The sequence below is a fragment of the Niallia sp. M35 genome, assembly GCF_050971705.1.
GTDB classification, from domain to species: domain Bacteria; phylum Bacillota; class Bacilli; order Bacillales; family Cytobacillaceae; genus Niallia; species Niallia circulans_A.
The window spans coordinates 326,178-345,372 of record NZ_JBPCEP010000003.1 but is presented as its reverse complement, the minus strand read 5'-3'; the positions used below and the strand labels follow the sequence as shown (position 1 = coordinate 345,372).

Sequence of the window (19,195 nt, the reverse complement as noted above, 5' to 3'; positions counted from 1 at the left end):
CATTAACGTTCAAGGTTACTGCCATTTTCACGAGCTCCCCCATTTTCTATAGGCATAAGAAGAATGGAAAAAGGAAGGATGAAAATCGATGGCAATTCACTACTTGAACATTAATAATAAAGAATTATATGTGGAAACGCATGGGAAAATGACAGGAAAAGCTATTCTATATTTACATGGCGGCCCAGGTGAAGGGTGTTTTGACTTTTCCATGAATCAAACACATCGTCTAAACAATTTTTTTCGTTTAGTTGTTATAGATCAGAGAGGAGTATGTCGCTCTGAAGAAATTTTTAAGGAGGAGTCTTTTGGAATAAACCATTTAATAGAAGATTGCGAAGAACTACGTATCCAACTAGGTATTTCTAAATGGTCGATTATAGGGCATTCTTTCGGTGGATATTTAGCCGTCCTATATGCAAATCGCTATCCATATGCTATCGAAAAGTTAATTTTTGAGTGTCCTACATTTGATTTCGAATTAACAGCAAAATCCTTATTAAAAAGAACGGCTAGCTTATTTGCAAGATATAATATGATTCCATTACAGAAGCAAGTCAATCGTTTAATTGCTAAAGCTGTGTCACCAAAAGAATTGGTAGAAGGCTATTTGCAGCTAAGCTCTTATTTGCAAGAAAAACGAATGGAAATATATAGTTTGCATTCTATCAATCTAGAAACAAGTATTTATACAGACGAACAATGGGATCGTTTTTATGATAAGTCTGAAATCCATTTTGTAAGATTAAGGAATGAAGGCAAGATCTTCGAATCGGTTTTACCACTATTAAAGAAGATACAAGTACCGAGTCTTTTAATAGTAGGTGAATATGATCCAGTAACCTGTGAAAAGCAAATAGATTTTTTTGATAAGAATGTTCGACAAGGAGAAATTCAAATAATAGAGCAGTGTGGGCATACGCCTCATAATGAAAGTCCAGAATGGTTTAGTAAAATGGTAACGGAGTTTATATTATGGGAAAATCATTGAAGCAAAAATCATGAAACTAAATGGTGTGAAGTAAAAGGTGCTATGTTTTCATTATTAGTACCTTTTCCCCTTTTTTTGAAAGACTTCATAAGATAGATTGCTGTAAAAGGAGAAGACAATCATGTATGTAAAAACAAGGGATGGATTACTAGTATATTACGAAATGAGTGGAAACGGAGATCCATGCCTTTATCTGCATGGAGGTCCAGGATATTGGAGCAAACCTTTCCAGCTATTTGCCCATGGTCTTTTAGAAAAAGATTTGCAAATGATATATTTAGATCAGCGAGGATGCGGCCGATCTGAACATTCCCTATCCCATGATTATTCATTAAATAGATTAATTATGGATTTAGAAGAATTAAGAATATCGCTAGGAATTAATAAATGGTATATTATGGGACATTCCTTTGGCGGCATTCTTGCAGTTAACTATGCTGCTCGATTTCCGGAACATACCATTGGGCTAATATTAGCCAATGTAACACTGAATATGTACGAATCGTTTGAGTATCAAATAAATAGAGGACTTGAAATTTTACAAGAACAACGAAATATCTTCCCTTCTGATCCACTGGAGGATTACATAGAATTATTCTATTCGACTCTTTTTAAATTAATCGAGAACGGACGTTACGATCATTTTCAATATACAGATATAGACAAGAAAAAAGAAGTAGATATGATAGATAAGGAATTAAGAACGGATGCCTATTTCCAAAAGAAGATTTTCTCCTTAAAAGAATATTTTGACGATTTTACAGAACTTCTGAGAGAAATACAAAAACCGACTCTGATTATAGCTGGTAAATCTGATCATGCTGTTGGACCAAACCATCATTTAACTTTTCCGTGTGAAAATGCAGTCATTCACTATATTAATGGCGGACATCATCCATACATAGAGAATCAAGATGCGTTTAAAGAGGCAGTATTAAGTTTTGTAAATGATAAAAAGACTGTTTAGAATTAAATTAAATCCGATGATAATATTGTATTCATCATTTTGTCAGGAGTGAAAGGAAATGCTAGCCTCTCTACAGGCAATTCAAGAAGTGAGACAAGGAAATAAAGAGGTATTGCGACAACAGAAATGGCTGCAATATCTTTATATAACAAAAGAAAAGAATGTGAATTTAGAACAAGTTCCTTCGTTAGAAGGGTTAGAAAGCAATCCGGTTTTATCCTATGTGGAAAAGACTCTATTAATCTTAGATAATTGTACGAGTTTAAATGATCCTGAAAAACAAATAATAGAACAGGTTTTAATTTGGAGTGATGTAGCAAAATGTGGATCGCCTTCTCAGCGCAAATATTGGAGAGAAAGGGGATTTCAATTAGGCATTCATAATATTGGTTCTGCGCAAATTTATGCAGAGGAAATAAGAAAGACAACAAATGGCGAACGTAACTTGGTTTTAGAAGAGCTTATTTTTACACTTATTTATACACATGGATTAATAGGTCAATTTATAAGAGGAGAAGTTCGCTATTGTCAGTTAGAACCATTAATTTTATCTATGAATAAAAACATCGTAGTAGATCAAAATGATAGGTACCGTTTATTATATGTCTTGAATCAATGTATCATCGAAGCTGTTTCACCGGAAATATGGAAGGAAGTTCAAAAGGAAGTTAAAGAAGTTATCAGCTCTATTTTGGAAGGGAAAAGGGAGCAAGAGTTGCCATTAAAGGAAAGAATAAAGAGGCTGAGAAAAGCTGCTATCCAAAACGGTGAAAATTTTGATGAAGAGTATAGTCGTTTTTTAAAAGAATCGAAAAGAAATGAAATGCTTCAATTATTTTTTCATAAAACGGATATGTGGTATGTGGAGTCTGCTCTGCATGATTTCTCCTTGGAAGAATTTTTGAAAATCTTCCTATTAATCTATCAAAAAGTCGATCCATTAACAATAAGGCAAATCAGCTTTGAACCGTTTATGAAAGACATCTATTATGACTATAAAGGTAAAAAGACAATTAACTTATACAAAAAGAGAATCATTGAGGCATTTTTGAAAGAACAAACGATTGATGATTTAATTGCCGGCACAAAGTGCGCAAATGAACATGTCGAATTAGTGATTATTCCGCTTGACTCTTTAAATGAAAATATTAGCGTAACATTTGTTTATTCAAAGGCTGGGGAGAAATTAATTGAGTTTTGTCAGGAAGCAGAAAAATCCCCCCTTTATGAACGGGCAATCATTCTTTTATATGATTTTTTTGGTTTTCGAAAGGATGGCTTTGATCGAATGCAAAATGAACAAAACTATCTTGCTGATATGAATAATGCTGAAGACCATAAAAAGATGATTGCTGACTACGCAATAGGAAATAAGCTGCTGGATATAGGGGCAGGCGGTGGAATTATGTTAGATATTCTATCGGATCGTCATCCCCAAGCAACTGTTATCGGCATTGATATTTCTACCAATGTTATCGAGGCATTAGAAAAAAGGAAAATAAGAGAAAAGAAAACATGGCTTGTTAAACAGGCAGATGCACTGCAATTAAAAGAAACTTTTGCGGTGAATAGTATGGATACCATTGTATTTTCTTCGATACTTCATGAGATGTATTCTTATATTCCATATAAAGGGATGAAATTTAATCCAGAGGTTATTTTGGATAGCCTAACAAGTGCATTTGAAGTCCTTAAACCGGGCGGCAGAATCATAATTAGAGATGGTATTATGACCGAACCGAAAGAAGAATGGAGACAAATTGAATTTAAGCAGCCAAATGGTTTGGATTTTTTTAAACGCTATGTAAATGATTTTAAAGGCAGACAGATCGAGTTTGAGCAAATTAATGAAAGCACTGTTAAATTGCCGATAAATGATGCGATGGAATTTCTATATACTTATACATGGGGAGAAGAGGCCTATCCGCATGAAGTACAAGAGCAGTTCGGGTACTTTACCCCTGCAGAATATAAAGATGTTATTAAAAGGGTGATTGGCAATAAGGGGAAAGTGCTATTGTTTGACCATTATATACAAGATGGCTATGCAGAGCATCTATTACCGAAAGTAAAATTGATGGATTCCTCTCAAAACGTGGTTAAACTTCCTGACAGCACCTGTTTTATTGTGATTGAAAAACATCTTAGATAGAGCTTTAAATAGTTTTCAAGTAAGGCAAAAAAATGGAGAGAATAGATTTCCGCCTACTTTCACATAATGAAAAAGGATCTATTTTAATAAAGGAACCCTATGGGGAACTTAACATTTCTTTATATAGAAAGTAGGTGGAATGATGGATATTAACAGAGCAAAACAAATACTTTCCTCATCAGCAGAAATAGAAGTAAAGTATAACGGTGCCTCAGTTTGGCTGGAAGATATTAAAGAAAAAGATGCAACCGCAATCGTTCATCTGGTAGGCGGAAGTCAAGAACAAACAGAAGTTGACATTGCAAGCCTAGAAGAAGCTTAAAATCTCTCGCAAGACAACCACGAGGATAGAGGTTCCAGTTGGTAGACAAAAGGAGAGGATCAGAATGTTTTCATTCTGATTCCCTTTTTAACACTTGTAGCGGAAAACAACATCTCTATTAGAAGGGATTACAAAAAAAGAGTATAGGCAAAACTCCTAATTCAAGGAGTTTGTCCTCATTCTGCAACCACTCGTAATAGTGGTTCTTTTTTATGAAAAATATGGTAAAATAGTATTCAAATGGTTTTGAGAGAAAAAGAGGTGAGTTTATGCAAATAAGTCTTAAAGTATATGGCGAGCATGCAAGGATGGTCTCCCATCTTATTGCTAAAAATCCCCATAACTTATATGAAAGAAAAGAGAAAGGCGGGTTAGTGCGCATTGTTTTTACCAAAAACGAGGAGCATGAAGTCCAGATATTATTTTTCGTTACAGTAGATAATATGGAATTAACGAAAAATCAAACTAACTTTTCGTCTATTACACATTATATTAATGATAGAGAAAGTGCTGTCAGCAGTATTTTCTGCTCAGTTTTACGAAAGGCAGTTGGAACTGCATTAAATGGAAAGCCAAAAGATGAATTCAAAGAGTGGGTGAACTATTCTTTTCCCCTAGAAATTACATTTGGACCGCTATCTACCAAGTTAACCAATCATGAATTAGCAGAACTCTTTGAACCTTTAGGATATGAGCTTACGATCGAAAATGGCAAGGTACTTTTACCAAAGTCATTCGCGAAAAAAAGTTCAGCAAAATTTATTACGTTAAAGGCAAAACAGACGATACAAGACTGTTTCCGTCATTTGTTTGTGCTGATTCCAGTAATGGACCAATATAAACATTATTATATTGATGAAAAAGAAGTGGATAAGCTGAAGCGTTACGGAGAAGGATGGCTTTCCTCCCATCCGAAAAGAAATGAAATTATAAAGGAGTCGCTTGTTTTTTCAGATTTAATAGAAAAATCAAGGTTAATAGAATCAAAGCCTTCAGAGGAAAAACAAGCACCTTTGACAAAGAAGAAAAGCTTAAATCAATGGCGCTATGAGAAAATTATAGAAACTGTAAAGAAGCTTCCGCATAATAGCCGAATTGTAGATATGGGTGCTGGAGAAGGAAAGCTAACGGCCCAATTAGGCTTTATAAGCGGAATAGAAGAACTTATCGCAGTAGATCCTTCTGAACGAGAACAGTTAAAAGCTAAAAAAAGAATCGAGGCATTAGTGGATAAGCCTGACTTTCTTCTTCCAACTTTTAAATGGGGCTCTTTATTTTATTATGATAGTGAATTGGAAAAGAAAGATATCTTTATTCTCTGTGAAGTCATTGAGCATATTGACGAAAATCGATTAGGGAAGGTATTTGACACCATTTTTACAAAATACAAGCCTTATCATGTAATTGTGACAACGCCTAATCAAGATTACAATGCTGTCTATGATATGAATGAGGCAAAAAGGCACAGCGACCATCGATTTGAATGGACGCAGCAACAGTTTGAAGAATGGACCAAGTATTGGGAAAGTCATGCTAACTATAAGGTACAAATCGATGGGATAGGTGAATATATAGAAGGTTACGGCTATCCTACACAGATGGCCATATTTTCGCAGAAAAGAGGTGGATAAATGAAAACGATTCGAATACCCTATAACAGTATTGTTTTATTAATAGGACCATCAAATAGTGGCAAATCAACAACATTGGAAAATTGGATAAACAAAGGTTTTCTGCAAGCGGAAGAAGTAATTAGTTCCGATCATTTTCGGAAATTAGTCAGTAATATTGACTTTGTAGACTGGACAAATCAACCTAAAGAAGTAGCTGCCAACTTGATGGAAGAATATAGCCAAATCTCAACAGCGGCCTTTGAAATGATGAAACAAATGATTAGCGCAAGAGCGACATTGAATAAGCGAAGCTATATCGACGCAACCCATTTAAAAGAGGCAGAACGGGAAAAGTATCGACTTCTGGGAAAAAAATATCATGTTCCTGTAGTAGTGATTGTTTTTGATCTCTCTTTATCTGTCCTTCTGGAAAGAGACGAAAAGCGCACCCATCCGAGAGGAAAAGGGAAGGTAAAAAGACAATTTGAAATAATGCGTCAGGAAATCCGCAAAATCCAAAGGGAAAGCTATCACGCAATATATTATATTAGAGATCGGGACGAGTCAGTAAGTATCGAAACAGAAGAAGCTTCGTACTATTTAAATGCTGATAATGGCTTAGATATTATCGGAGATATTCATGGATGTATGGATGAATGTTACGAATTGCTAGAACGTTTAGGTTATATAAAACATGATGATGGGTTATATCGCCATCCAGAAGGTCGGAAATTTGTTTCGGTAGGGGATATTATGAGCCGCGGCCCAAAATCTGCAGAAGCACTTTTCTTTTTCTCTGCTCACCTTAACCATAATCTTGCGTATATGATTGATAGTAACCATGGATGGAAAATAGCAAGATGGCTTGATGGGAAAAAAGTGACACTAAATCACGGAGATGAATGGATTAAAGAAACGTTTACTTCCTTTTCCCTTACATATACAGATGAGCAGATAGAAAAAATAAGAGAAGATTGGAAAACTATGCTTCTTCAGTCACCTTCCCATTATGTTCTGACAAGAAATGGTGTGAAAACAGCAGTTGTTGCTCATGCAGGGATAAAAGATCATTATATTGGCAAACAATCAAACACGATTTCCGATTTTACAAGATATGGAGAAACATTAGGAATGGACACAGATGGGAAGCCGATCCGTGGAGACTGGTACAGAAATCATCTATCAAAAGAATTAATTATTTGGGGACATGATCCGAAACCGGAGCCGCTCTTTGTGAATAATACAATCAATATTGACCAAGGGGTTGTTTTTGGCGGAAAGTTAACGGCTTTTCGTTATCCAGAAAGAGAATTTATTTCGGTTAAGGCTCAAAAGGATTATGCTCAAATTGAAGATAATCCATTAAAAAAATGGCAGGAAACAAGGCTTTCTCTGCCGAATGTTCAGCGATTTATTAATGGTTATAGTGTTTGGACAGATACGTTTGGAGAAATTAGTTGTCCGCAAAATAATGTGAAAGCAGCGATGGACAAGGTGTCCCATTTTACAATTCCCATGGAAGAGTTAATCTATATACCGCCAACGATGAGTCCTCCGTCGCAAACTTCAACAATCGAAGGATATTTGGAACATCCAATCGATGCCTATCATTACTACAAAGATAATGGGATAGACCAAATGGTTGTCGAGAAAAAGCATATGGGCAGCAGAGGGATACTTTTGTTATTTAAGAATCCAGAGGCAGCAGAAAAGTATGTTGGGAAAAGAAGTTTAGGCACTATCTATACAAGAACAGGGAGAGCCTTTTTTTCTATAGAGCTCGAAGAAAAAATTCTGACAAAGCTCCATTATGATCTGACAACTGTAAATTATTTTGATAAGAATCAGACAGACTGGGTATTGCTTGATGCTGAAATCCTTCCATGGAATTTAAAGGCAAAGGATTTAATTATTCAGCAATACGCACATGTGGCTGAAATGAGCGTGATGGATAGAGACAAGATTTACGAGCAGCTTCTTTGTGCGCAGCAAAATGGCATGGCTGTTAATGGCTGGGTAGAAGAATTTGCACAAAAGCGACAAAATGCGCAAAGTTTTAGTGAAGTGTACAATCAATATTGTTGGGAAATTCAACAATTAGAGGATATAAAAATCGCTCCATTTCATATCCTTGCACATAGCAACGAAAGTTATTTTCATCAAACACATCAGTGGCATATGGAACAAAACGAATATTTCAGCACAATTAGCAGTCTTTTTATGAAAACAGATTATCTGATTGTAAATGATGATGAATCATTAAAGAAAGCTGTCAGCTGGTGGGAAGAAATTACGACAGATGGCCATGAAGGGGTTATCTTTAAACCTTATCAATTCCTTGCGAGAAATCCAAAGGGAAAATTACTTCAACCAGCCATTAAAGTAAGAGGACGGAAATATCTTCAAATTATATATGGCATGGATTATTTAGAAAAGGATCAATTAAGACGATTAAAAGACCGTAAAACAGCTAAGAAGCAGCGCAATGCCTTAAAGGAATTGGCTTTAGGAATAGAAGGGATCAATCGTTTTATCCAGTTGGAGTCAGTGGAAAGAATTCATGAATGTGTCCTTGCGACATTGGCTTTGGAAGAAGATCCGATTGATGCAAGATTATAAGATAAAAAGCAAATTCAGAAGGATATTTTCTCAATGAATTTGCTTTCTATCCCAGCTTGATATTTATAAGGGAATGCACTGGTTAATTTTTCATTATCTTTTCCATGCATCGATTATAAGAGAAGGAAATAAAAGCTTTTCCCCGTTATTTCTTTGATCGTATTTTTTGGACCTAAAAATCACGCCATCTTTTCCGTGCCATTCATTTTCATGAAAAACACCTTCTTCATCACAATACTCCAATAAATGTACTTCGAGTCCTGCTAATTCAAACATTTTTGACAATGTTTGATAATTAAGAACAATCTTATGAGTGAAGGCAGGATGGTTTTTAGGCCCGGGCCCTCCGATTTGCACTATTCGTTGATACGATTCATCCGGAAAGAAACCGTCTGGTACAGCACAGCGAATATAACCTCCTGGGTTCAAATATTGATAGCAAAGTGAAGCTGCTTGAACACCTTCCTCAAAGGTGAGATGCTCCCATACATGTTCCGCTAAAATAGCGTCTATGGAACATTTTACAAACTTTAGCCAAGTTGAATCGTCCAATAAGTTAAGCTCATCTTCCTGTGTATGAATCCAGCCAGGATTATTCCTGTATTCCCCAGCACCAATAACAATCTTTATCGTTTCATCCTTCATATGAATCCCTCCATTTTAGAAATTACCATTAGCATACAATATAGAATATAAATTACTTTTTCGACAAGATAAAAATGTTAACGAGTAACAAATAAAAAACAGGCCAAATGACATAGGAATCATCGCCTATCTATTGTAAAATAATAGTACAGAAAGGATTACCTTTTTTCTTGTAAGAATGTATGCGTATTCAAAGAGAGGGGAGATGACAATGAAAAAATTTCTTATAAAAAAAAGAAAAGGAATTCCGTTAAAAAAGAAGCTTATTATTTCCTTTTTAGCAATGCTATTAATTCCGAGTATCTTAATTGGTGCATTTTCTTTTTTATATGCAAACAAGCAGATGGAAAAAGATTTTATAAGCAATGCGAGTACTAATTTAAACATGCTGGATAAGAGTATAACCAATTTAATGTCTGAAAAAATTTATGATGTGTCAGCATTAACAGAAACAATGACGAAAAAACTATTGGAAAAAGATCCGGAAACTCTGCAGAAAACCATTGAGCAGTATAGCCAAGTCCATCCTGAAGTTTCTAGTATCTATATTGGAACAAATGATGGAAAGCTTTTTCAGAAGTCTATGGAGGAAAATAATGATCATATGGATCCAAGGTTGAGAGATTGGTATAAAGCGGCTGTTAATAAACCAGGAGAAGCAGTTATCATGGATCCTTATCTTTCCCCAGTTTCTAAAAAGATGGTTATTACCATTGGAAAAACGATTGCAGATAATGCTGGCGTTATGGCAGTAACCATGAATTTAGATTACTTAGCAGAACTCGCAGGTGAAATAACATTTGGAAAAGAAGGCTATGTCATCTTACTTGATCAAAAGAAACGGTTTATTGTTCATCCAGATGAAAAACAAGGGGGTGTGGTGAAAGCCTCCTATTATGAAACACTTTATAACCGACAAGCTGGCACATTGGATTATTCAGCAGATAAGATTAGTCGGAAAATGGTTTTTCAGACAAATAAGCTGACTGGATGGAAGTTAGCAGGAACGATGGAAAAATCAGAAATTGTCAATCATTCCAAAGATCTATTGTATGCGGTAACAGGGATATTAGCTGTCTCTATTATTATTGGAGGGATCATGATGATGGTGATTGTTTCCTCTATTATCAAACCAATTAAAAAATTGAAAGAACAAGCCATTACAGTGAGTAAAGGGAATTTAACTACGGACATTAACATAACTGCTAAAGATGAAATTGGCGATGTTGCAGCAGCATTTCATACGATGCAAAATAATTTACGACAGCTTATTAGCAATATCGAGCAAAGTTCCGAGAATGTCGCTGCAAGTGCCGGTCAGTTAACAGCAAGTGCGAATGAGGTGACTATTGCATCAGAGCATGTAACCAATACTATCCAGCAAGTAGCTAGCGGTGCGGAAATTCAGACAAAAGGTTTGGATAATAATGTCGATAGTCTTAAGTCTGTCTTAAATGGAACAAATCAAATCGTTATTTTTAGTAAAGAGGTTTCAGATCTTTCAACAGGCACGATAGAAAAAGCATATGCGGGAGGGAACTCCATACAAGCAACACTGGAACAAATGCATGTAATCAATGGGACAGTTGCTGAATCAAATAAAATGATTAAAGAACTCGTAGAACAATCCAAGCATATCGAAAAAATAACAGAAAGCATTACTACTATCTCCGAACAAACGAATCTTCTTGCATTAAACGCAGCGATAGAAGCAGCAAGGGCGGGGGAGACAGGCAAAGGTTTTGCTGTTGTAGCAAATGAAGTACGTAAACTTGCGGAACAGTCTGGACAATTTGCCAGTAATATTTCGCAATTAATTACGGATGTACAGAAAACGACCGAGAATACAGTTCAAAGAATGGCAGAGGTATCACGAGCTGTTCAAACAGGACTAGAAGTAACGGATGAATCTCATATAAGATTTCAAGAAATTGTACATAGTATGAAGGAAATGACCCCACATATTCAAAAAGTTACGGACACTTCAAATGAGATGGCAACCACTCTAAAGGAGGTAAGCATCACAGCAGGCGAATTAGCGCAGATTGCCTCTGATAATTCGGCTTCTTCTGAAGAAGTTGTATCCCTAACGGAAGAACAGCTGGCTGCTATTGAAGAAATTTCAGGTTCCGCAAAGAATTTGTTGAATATGGCGGAACAACTCAAACGAAATCTTCATCAATTTACCTATTAATCGTCATATGAAAAGTACCTCTTGCATAAAGTAGCGTTAGGCTTTATATGCAGGAGGTATTTTCGTGGAAAAAATAAAAGTTTATTTAATAAATGGGTTTCTTGGGAGCGGAAAAACAACAACTCTATTAAAATGTATGGAATATTTTAAAGGGAAAAATAAAAAATATGCTATTATCTTGAATGAACTTGGGGAAACAAATATCGAAAAACATCTTTTTAAAGAGGAGTCACTCTATGAATTGTTAAATGGATGTGTCTGTTGTTCCATCAAAGAAGATTTAAGATCAACACTTAATGACCTAACCGTGACATTGCATAAAGAGAACATAGAAATTGTGTTGTTAGAAGGGACAGGAGTAGCAAATCCTTGCGAAATAATGGAGACATTTAGTGAACAGAGATATAGAGATAATTTTGAGGTCGTTGAAAGAATTTGTTTAATTGACAGCTTGCATTTTACAGAATATACAAGTATTTTTTCGAGCAGCAAAGAAGTGAGGCAGCTGCAGAAAGAGCAAATTGAGAACGGAACAGTATTAGTCCTAAATAAAATCGATCAGCTTTCAAGCAAGCTTGCTGTTGAAAAGGTGGAAAAGCGAATTAGAAAGATAAATCCTGATGCTCCGTTATTACATAGTAACTATGGCCATGGAGTAACAGCATATTTGGAAAAACAGGAAGGTACTAAAATCAAAGACCAATCTATTTCCCATCATCATCACCATCATCATATTAAAGCAATGAAAATAGTTCAAACAACCCCTATGACGAAAAGCGAATTACGAGATTTCTTAAAAAATAATCAAGATAAGTTACTGCGAGCTAAAGGAACAATCAAAAATAGTGATGATCATTCTTGGTATCATTTTCAATATGCTTCTGGTTTGCTAGAATGGCAAAAAGTAAAGGAATATCTTCCTGATCGAAAAGGAGAGATCATTTTAATAGGTGAAAAATTACCTGAAAAAGTAATTCTATAATACTTTCTTTGTGTATCTTAATCGAATCTAGCATAAGATACACTATTTTTTGCATAGATAGGATAGGACAAGCATAGATATAAACTGTATAAGGATACATGATCGAAGAAAAGGAGTATGCTATGTCTATCCCAACTCGTATGAAGGATATTTTTATCTTTTGCTTATTTATCGCTTTAATGTATCTATTTTTTTTCGGGGATCTTTATGTGGCAAAGCAATGGAGCTTCGCATTGCCAGATCAAATAAAAACTATTTTTGTGTTATTTCTTGGGATTTTGCTTGAGGCACTTCCGTTTTTATTATTAGGTGCTATCGCCTCCTCTATAATTAATATTTATATTTCAGAAGAGTATATTGCTAGAATTATGCCGAAAAACCCAATAGCGGCCATTGGTGCTGCTTTAATTGCTGCAGTGATTACACCAGTCTGTGAATGTGCCATTATTCCAGTTGTTCGCAGATTAATTCAAAAAGGAATTCCTGTCCATATTGGTGTTGTCTTGTTAATGGGAGCTCCAATTCTTAATTTTATCGTTTTTGGCAGTACGTACTATGCCTTCCAACATAATTTATCGATTGCATACGGACGTTTTATCATTTGCGTATTGGCAGCCATTATAGTGAGTCTCATTATTTATTTCTTTTTTTCGAAACAAAAGGTATTAAAAACACAAAGGGAAGATTTAATGGCAGCCGTTCCTACTAATGAAAACAAAGGTGATTCTAAATGGAAAGGAATTTTGCATCATACGTGTCATGAATTCTTTACGATCGGGAAATATTTCATTGTTGGAGCAGTATTTGCAAGTGTTGCCCAAGTATATTTAAAGGATAGTTTTATCATGCAGGCGGGGGAATCACCAATTGAAGGAACAGCAGTAATGATGGGGCTAGCATATGTGCTATCACTTTGTTCAGAGGCAGATGCTTTCGTAGCAGCTTCCTTCTCCAAGATGTTTACCCCTGAAGCGATTATTGGTTTTTTAGTTTTTGGACCAATCCTTGATTTTAAGAATACATTTGTCATGATGGCCTCTTTTCGGGTGAAATTCGTATTCGTGTTTATTACGATTGTTACAATGATTGTCTTCTTGCTTTCGCTAGCTTCACGATTCATTTTGTTTTCATGACACATATAAGGAGGAAAAATGGTGAAAATTAAATGGAGTCCAACCTGGCAATTAGCAAACGAACTGCAAGGAATTGTGCTGATTGGCTTCAGTCTCCTTATTTTCAAGTTATTGGTGACAGGAGATGTCGGACAGCTTGTTGCCCCTAAAATGGTGCCATTATTAGGTATAACGATGACATTAATGTTTCTTCTTGGTTTTTTCCGGTTGTTAAATAGCAACTTAAAGGGAGCAGATTGTGATTGTGATGTATGCGACGAGAATGCCTCTTTCCTGAACCTTACTTTTTCTTATCTGCTATTCTTTAGCCCGTTGATGTTGTTTTTTACCTTACAAGACATGTCGATTGATAAAAGCATGCTCCCAAATATTCAATTTGAGCAAGGACAAACCTTTTCTGTTAGTGAAGGTCAGCTCAAAACCTCTGAAAAAGAAGATATGATTACAATTGAAGATGACAATTATTTGCAGACAATGGATATGATTCATACAAATTTGGATGATATGGCGGGTAAAGAAGTGATGATTACGGGTTTTATTCATCGGGAAGAATCCTTTTCCGATAATCAAGCAGTTATTGCAAGATATGTCATGACCCATTGTATTGCAGATTTAGGCTTGTTTGGTTACATGCTGGAGGGCGAAGTTGGTGGATTACAAAGTGATCAATGGTATGTGATAACAGGAAAATTGGATAAGAAGGAATATGAGGGTCAAATAATGCCTATCATTAAACTAGAAAAGGCCGAAGAAACAATAGCACCTGATGAAGATTACATATATTCATTAGACTAATAGGCTACCATTCTTGCATTATTCCTATTTTTTCGTTAAAATTTAAGAGAATTCAATTAAATATAAGCGGGGGCTTGTGGAAACAGGCTGAGAGTATGGCTAATCTGCCATTGACCGAATGAACCTGTTGGATAATGCCAGCGTAGGGAGGTGTAATGGGATCAAAACACTTTGCTTAGGCGTAGTGTTTTTATTTTGCCATAATTGCTGAAAAATCGCACGGCGCTTCCTTCGTATCCGTGTTAGGAATTCAGTTAGTTATGGCTTTTTTTGTTTGTACGTAATTTATTTCACGTTTGAAACGGGAAGATGCCATTGTAAGCATATCTATATTTGAGGAGAATAAATCGGCCTCAGAAAATACTATCTGCAAAGGTACTATGAAAGGGAATTCCCGTGAGAGGGAGATCACTTTGCCATCAAAACGTTAATAGTCTTAAGATTAATAGGGAACTTTAGAAAGGAAATGAGATTAAGAGATGAATGAAAAAGTTGACATGGTAATTCCGGCTATTTTAACAAAACTTCGAAAACATGTTCCGTTGGTTCATAATATTACTAATGTTGTTGTTACTAACTTTACGGCAAATGGATTACTAGCATTAGGAGCTTCACCGGTAATGGCATATGCAAAGGAAGAAGTTGCAGAAATGGCAGCAGTAGCGGATGCTCTTGTCCTAAATATTGGAACACTAACAGCTGAAAATGTAGAGAGTATGATTATTGCTGGGAAGGCTGCGAATCAGGCGAATACACCCGTAATTTTAGACCCTGTTGGTGCAGGAGCTACTAGTTACCGTACGGAATCTGTGCACCGTATTATGAAGGAAGTAAAAATCAGCTTGCTTCGCGGAAATGCAGCAGAAGTAGCGAATGTAGCTGGAATTAAAGCAAAAATGAGAGGAGTAGACTCTGTCGGCGAACATAATAATCAAGGAATCGCGCTGGAAGCTGCAAAGCTTTTACAAGTACCAGTGATTATAACAGGTGAACAAGATATAGTCGCAGTTGACGGGAAACTGGCTATTATCCATAATGGGCATTCCATGTTAACAAAGGTTACAGGAACAGGTTGTTTACTTTCCTCCATTCTTGGTGCATTTATTGCAGTAGAAAAGGATATCTTTCTTGCTTCTATAGCTGGTTTAGTAGCATATGGAGTTGCATCAGAACATGCTTTTGAAAAGACGAGTGAAGAAGGTCCAGGAAGTTTTCAAATCGAATTATTAAATCAATTATCGAAAATAAAGGAAGAGAATGTAAAAGAAGCGATGAGAGTGGAGATTAAGAGGGGGTAATTTTATGGCTACAGCAAAAGCATTAACAATAGCAGGGTCAGATAGTGGCGGAGGAGCTGGAATCCAAGCAGATCTAAAAACCTTCCAAGAACTTAAAGTATATGGAATGAGTGCCATCACCGCTATTACCGCGCAAAATACCCGAGGTGTAGATGGGGTATACCCAATGACGCTTGAGGCAATTGAGAAACAACTAGAATCTATCGCAGTGGATTTACGACCAGATGCGTTAAAAACAGGTATGCTATTTAATAGTGAAATAATTGAATTGGTAGCGGAAAAGATAAAAGAGTATCATTGGAAAAATTTGGTGATTGACCCTGTGATGATCGCTAAAGGTGGTGCTAATTTATTGCAGAAGGAAGCAGCAGAGTCCATGAAAAGAAAGCTCCTCCCTCTAGCTACTGTTTTAACACCGAATATACCAGAGGCAGAGGTATTAACAGGGATGGATATTCGAAATATAGAGGAAAGGAAAGAAGCTGCCAAAAGATTAAATGCGATGGGGGTTGCTTATGTCGTTATAAAAGGTGGACATGGGGCCGAGAAGGAAGCTATTGATCTATTATTTGATGGCAGCGATTTTTCAAGCTTGGTGGCGGAAAGAATTCCAACGAAAAATACGCATGGAACAGGATGTACTTTTTCGGCTGCGATTACAGCGGCCCTTGCCAATGGTTATTCTATTAATGAAGCTTTCCGATTAGGGAAGGATTTTATTCATCAAGCTATAAAAAATGATCTTCATATAGGCAGTGGACATGGTCCAACCAACCATTGGGCTTACCAAGAAAGCAAAAGATAATATGGGGGATATATGACAACTTATACAAAAGAACGAATAAAACAATTGTTGAAAATTTATTTTATAACGGGAAGCAACAATAGTACATCTGATCCAAAAGTTATTTTGGAAGAAGCACTTAAAGGCGGGATATCCATTTTCCAATTTCGCGAAAAGGGAAATGGGGCATTAAGAGGAGAAGACAAAATTCAACTGGCAAAAAGGTTGCAAGAACTTTGCAAGCAATATCATGTTCCATTCATTGTGAATGATGATATTGAATTAGCCTTGGCCATTGATGCTGATGGGGTACATATCGGTCAAGATGATGAAAATGCCATAAAAGTTAGAAACATGTTAGGTAATAAACTGTTGGGGGTTTCTGCTCACTCCATAGAGGAGATTAAAGCAGCGATAGAGGCAGGAGCGGATTATATTGGCATAGGTCCTATTTACCCAACAAGTACGAAAAAGGATGCCAAAGCAGCACAAGGCACCTCTCTTATTGAAAAAGTAAGACAAGAGAACATTTCGATACCGATTGTTGGGATAGGGGGAATTACTACTGAAAATGCTCCTCCTGTTATACAAGCAGGAGCAGATGGAGTTGCTGTTATTTCGGAAATAAGTTTGGCAGAAAATCCTTATAAACAAACGATAAACTTAAGAAAAGCAGTTTTTAACCAAGCATAAGTTATATTTTTTTAAGTAAAATGGCAAGAGTTTATATTTTTTGCGGAAAATAGACATTCACCCAACCCAAATATAGCTGCCTGCATACAATGGTTTTGTAGAGGAGCTAGAATAAAGAAAATATAAAGGCTCCTTATTCGTTAACCAAAAAAGAAATGGTTAATCTACTACAAAAGAGAAAGGGAGATGTATATATGTACGGTTATGGTGGATATGGATGCGGATATGGTACTGGAGCTGTTGGTGGTGTTGGCTACGGTGGCGGATTTGCATTAATCGTAGTATTGTTTATCTTATTAATTATCGTCGGTGCGACATTTATTTGTTAATAAAAGATAAAAAGCTGACCTTGTGTCAGCTTTTTTTACATATAAAAGAATTTACGTTTTGTTCATTAATGGGTATTTTTAAAATATAAATGGTAACGGTTTCGGAAAAATATCGAAAAATACATACAATTATCGTAATAAAACAACAGGTATAATAAAATAAATATAATATTTTAAGTTTTAAGAAAATTAAATTTAAAATACTTATTGACAGAAAATTTAATATGGGTAAAATAAAGTTATTAGAGTGTTAGATTATATGACACTCGATGGCAAAATAACGTACATAAAGGGGGAAGGTAACTTAATGGAAAATTTAGAGTTTTTAATGAACAGCTTGTGGACGATGATTGCTGCAATTTTAGTTATTTTTATGCTTGGTGGATTTATCTTATTAGAAGCAGGTTCCACAAGAATGAAAAATGCAGGCCATATTGCTGGTAAAACAATTTTTACATTTGGGATAGCTTCGTTAGTTTTCTGGGCTGTTGGTTATGGATTTATTTTTGGAGACAATGCTAATTTCTTTGTCGGAATGAGTGAGTTTTTCTACAATGGCGGTAGCGTTGGCCAAATAGATGGAGATGGATTACAAACTACTGTTTTCTTCGTCTTCCAACTAGCGTTTGCAGGGATTTCTTTAACAATTGCACTTGGTGGTTTTGCGGAGCGTGCGAAATTATCTGTATATCTAATTTTCTCCGTATTATTCGGTATATTGGTTTATCCTATCATTGCCCATTGGATTTGGGGAGGCGGCTGGTTAGCTGAGCATGGAAAGCAAGACTTTGCGGGCTCAACTGTTGTTCACTTAACTGGTGCAGCAGCGGCTCTAGCAGCTACGATGCTTTTAAAGCCGCGTATTGGAAAATACAATGCTGATGGTTCGGCTAACCCGATATTTGGTCATAACCAAGTTTATACAGCGTTAAGCGTATTAATTCTTTGGGTCGGTTGGTTCGGATTCAATGCAGGTAGTACAGTTTCTGTAGCAGACGGTTTCTTTGGATATGTTGCTTTAAATACAAACTTAGCAGCAGCAGCTGGCGCAGTAGCAGCACTACTAATTTCCTGGATTGTTTTAGGAAAGTCAGATATTACAACCATGCTAAATGGTGCCTTAGCAGGTCTCGTTGCCATCACAGCATCTTGTGCATTCGTTGAGCCTTGGGCAGCAGTAGTAATTGGTTTAATTGCTGGAGTACTGGTATTTTATAGTGTTCGCTTCTTCGAGAATAGAAAAATCGATGATCCAATTTTTGCACTATCTGTTCATGGTACTGCGGGAATTTGGGGAACACTATCTAATGGATTATTTGCAACAGCAGAGTTAGCGGAATATACGGGAGTAGGGAAAGCTGGTCTATTTTATAACGGAGGCTTTGGGCAATTAGGCGTGCAGGCGCTTGGTGTTATAACTTGTGGGTTATTCGCTTTTGCAATAAGCTATGTCATTCTATTTGTTATCAAGAAGGTTAGCGGACTACGAGTAACAGAAGAAGAAGAAATTATGGGCTTAGATATTAGTGAACATGGTTCATATGGTTACCCGGAAGCATTCTTGTCAAAAGACGAAACAAAAAGCTTATAAAATCAGACGTTTAATAGTCGCGATTAAGAAAACAGCCTGTAAATTAAATGAGGATAGAAGTCTCGCTGAAAAGTGAGACTTTTATCT

The 19,195-nt window shown here is 36.1% G+C and carries 16 protein-coding genes; 15 read left to right on the top strand and 1 reads right to left on the bottom strand.

Annotated elements, in window-relative coordinates; all coding sequences use genetic code 11:
* Positions 1–88: 88 nt before the first annotated feature.
* From NiCM35_RS05490 to NiCM35_RS05465, 6 genes are all read left to right on the top strand, one after another.
* Positions 89–991: an alpha/beta fold hydrolase gene (locus NiCM35_RS05490; RefSeq protein WP_095328955.1), complete on the top strand. Its 903-nt coding sequence runs from the start codon at positions 89–91 to the stop codon at positions 989–991.
* 121 nt (positions 992–1,112) lie between these two features.
* A complete protein-coding gene (locus NiCM35_RS05485) occupies positions 1,113–1,958 on the top strand; it encodes an alpha/beta fold hydrolase (protein WP_371472178.1) in 846 nt (281 codons plus the stop codon).
* 58 nt (positions 1,959–2,016) lie between these two features.
* Positions 2,017–4,110: a class I SAM-dependent methyltransferase gene (locus NiCM35_RS05480; protein ID WP_433778856.1), complete on the top strand. Its 2,094-nt coding sequence runs from the start codon at positions 2,017–2,019 to the stop codon at positions 4,108–4,110.
* Positions 4,111–4,249: 139 nt separating this feature from the next.
* The gene (locus tag NiCM35_RS05475) at positions 4,250–4,432 is read left to right on the top strand and encodes an H-type small acid-soluble spore protein (RefSeq protein WP_371000768.1); all 183 of its coding nucleotides are present in this window, start codon (positions 4,250–4,252) and stop codon (positions 4,430–4,432) included.
* A 269-nt stretch (positions 4,433–4,701) separates the two neighbouring features.
* Positions 4,702–6,063, top strand: a complete 1,362-nt coding sequence (locus NiCM35_RS05470) for a methyltransferase domain-containing protein (protein WP_095328952.1) — start codon at positions 4,702–4,704, stop codon at positions 6,061–6,063.
* Positions 6,064–8,664 (top strand): polynucleotide kinase-phosphatase, encoded by a 2,601-nt coding sequence (locus NiCM35_RS05465; RefSeq protein ID WP_433778853.1) that lies wholly within the window; start codon positions 6,064–6,066, stop codon positions 8,662–8,664.
* Between the two features lie 93 nt (positions 8,665–8,757).
* On the opposite strand, the gene NiCM35_RS05460 is transcribed toward NiCM35_RS05465, so the two are convergent.
* A complete protein-coding gene (locus NiCM35_RS05460) occupies positions 8,758–9,309 on the bottom strand; it encodes a class I SAM-dependent methyltransferase (RefSeq protein ID WP_433778851.1) in 552 nt (183 codons plus the stop codon).
* Between the two features lie 211 nt (positions 9,310–9,520).
* Between NiCM35_RS05460 and NiCM35_RS05455 the strand changes: the two genes are divergently transcribed.
* The 9 genes from NiCM35_RS05455 to NiCM35_RS05415 all read left to right on the top strand — a co-directional run bounded on the left by NiCM35_RS05455 (position 9,521) and on the right by NiCM35_RS05415 (position 19,108).
* On the top strand, positions 9,521–11,503 hold the full coding sequence (locus NiCM35_RS05455; protein WP_371472190.1) for a methyl-accepting chemotaxis protein: 1,983 nt from the start codon (positions 9,521–9,523) through the stop codon (positions 11,501–11,503).
* 64 nt (positions 11,504–11,567) lie between these two features.
* Complete coding sequence (locus NiCM35_RS05450) at positions 11,568–12,485, top strand: CobW family GTP-binding protein (protein ID WP_095328948.1); 918 nt, start codon at positions 11,568–11,570, stop codon at positions 12,483–12,485.
* Positions 12,486–12,694: 209 nt separating this feature from the next.
* Positions 12,695–13,618 (top strand): permease, encoded by a 924-nt coding sequence (locus NiCM35_RS05445; protein WP_433778849.1) that lies wholly within the window; start codon positions 12,695–12,697, stop codon positions 13,616–13,618.
* Between the two features lie 18 nt (positions 13,619–13,636).
* Positions 13,637–14,413, top strand: a complete 777-nt coding sequence (locus NiCM35_RS05440) for a TIGR03943 family putative permease subunit (RefSeq protein ID WP_095328946.1) — start codon at positions 13,637–13,639, stop codon at positions 14,411–14,413.
* 479 nt (positions 14,414–14,892) lie between these two features.
* Positions 14,893–15,711: a hydroxyethylthiazole kinase gene (thiM, locus tag NiCM35_RS05435; protein ID WP_095328945.1), complete on the top strand. Its 819-nt coding sequence runs from the start codon at positions 14,893–14,895 to the stop codon at positions 15,709–15,711.
* A gap of 4 nt (positions 15,712–15,715) precedes the next feature.
* On the top strand, positions 15,716–16,516 hold the full coding sequence (gene thiD / locus NiCM35_RS05430; RefSeq protein ID WP_095328944.1) for a bifunctional hydroxymethylpyrimidine kinase/phosphomethylpyrimidine kinase: 801 nt from the start codon (positions 15,716–15,718) through the stop codon (positions 16,514–16,516).
* Positions 16,517–16,528: 12 nt separating this feature from the next.
* A complete protein-coding gene (gene thiE, locus NiCM35_RS05425; RefSeq protein ID WP_433778846.1) occupies positions 16,529–17,188 on the top strand; it encodes a thiamine phosphate synthase in 660 nt (219 codons plus the stop codon).
* A gap of 194 nt (positions 17,189–17,382) precedes the next feature.
* The gene (locus NiCM35_RS05420) at positions 17,383–17,517 is read left to right on the top strand and encodes a YjcZ family sporulation protein (RefSeq protein WP_095328942.1); all 135 of its coding nucleotides are present in this window, start codon (positions 17,383–17,385) and stop codon (positions 17,515–17,517) included.
* A 307-nt stretch (positions 17,518–17,824) separates the two neighbouring features.
* Positions 17,825–19,108, top strand: a complete 1,284-nt coding sequence (locus NiCM35_RS05415; protein WP_371472199.1) for an ammonium transporter — start codon at positions 17,825–17,827, stop codon at positions 19,106–19,108.
* The last annotated feature ends 87 nt before the right edge of the window (positions 19,109–19,195 follow it).

What these genes read in the sequence shown, in the direction of transcription:
- NiCM35_RS05420 (WP_095328942.1), top strand. Translation starts at nt 17,383, where the DNA reads ATGTACGGTTATGGTGGATATGGATGCGGATATGGTACTGGAGCTGTT.
- NiCM35_RS05440 (WP_095328946.1), top strand. Translation starts at nt 13,637, where the DNA reads ATGGTGAAAATTAAATGGAGTCCAACCTGGCAATTAGCAAACGAACTG.
- thiE (WP_433778846.1), top strand. Translation starts at nt 16,529, where the DNA reads ATGACAACTTATACAAAAGAACGAATAAAACAATTGTTGAAAATTTAT.
- NiCM35_RS05490 (WP_095328955.1), top strand. Translation starts at nt 89, where the DNA reads ATGGCAATTCACTACTTGAACATTAATAATAAAGAATTATATGTGGAA.
- NiCM35_RS05465 (WP_433778853.1), top strand. Translation starts at nt 6,064, where the DNA reads ATGAAAACGATTCGAATACCCTATAACAGTATTGTTTTATTAATAGGA.
- NiCM35_RS05460 (WP_433778851.1), bottom strand. Translation starts at nt 9,309, where the DNA reads ATGAAGGATGAAACGATAAAGATTGTTATTGGTGCTGGGGAATACAGG.
- NiCM35_RS05455 (WP_371472190.1), top strand. Translation starts at nt 9,521, where the DNA reads ATGAAAAAATTTCTTATAAAAAAAAGAAAAGGAATTCCGTTAAAAAAG.
- NiCM35_RS05475 (WP_371000768.1), top strand. Translation starts at nt 4,250, where the DNA reads ATGATGGATATTAACAGAGCAAAACAAATACTTTCCTCATCAGCAGAA.
- NiCM35_RS05480 (WP_433778856.1), top strand. Translation starts at nt 2,017, where the DNA reads ATGCTAGCCTCTCTACAGGCAATTCAAGAAGTGAGACAAGGAAATAAA.
- thiM (WP_095328945.1), top strand. Translation starts at nt 14,893, where the DNA reads ATGAATGAAAAAGTTGACATGGTAATTCCGGCTATTTTAACAAAACTT.
- NiCM35_RS05485 (WP_371472178.1), top strand. Translation starts at nt 1,113, where the DNA reads ATGTATGTAAAAACAAGGGATGGATTACTAGTATATTACGAAATGAGT.
- thiD (WP_095328944.1), top strand. Translation starts at nt 15,716, where the DNA reads ATGGCTACAGCAAAAGCATTAACAATAGCAGGGTCAGATAGTGGCGGA.
- NiCM35_RS05470 (WP_095328952.1), top strand. Translation starts at nt 4,702, where the DNA reads ATGCAAATAAGTCTTAAAGTATATGGCGAGCATGCAAGGATGGTCTCC.
- NiCM35_RS05415 (WP_371472199.1), top strand. Translation starts at nt 17,825, where the DNA reads ATGGAAAATTTAGAGTTTTTAATGAACAGCTTGTGGACGATGATTGCT.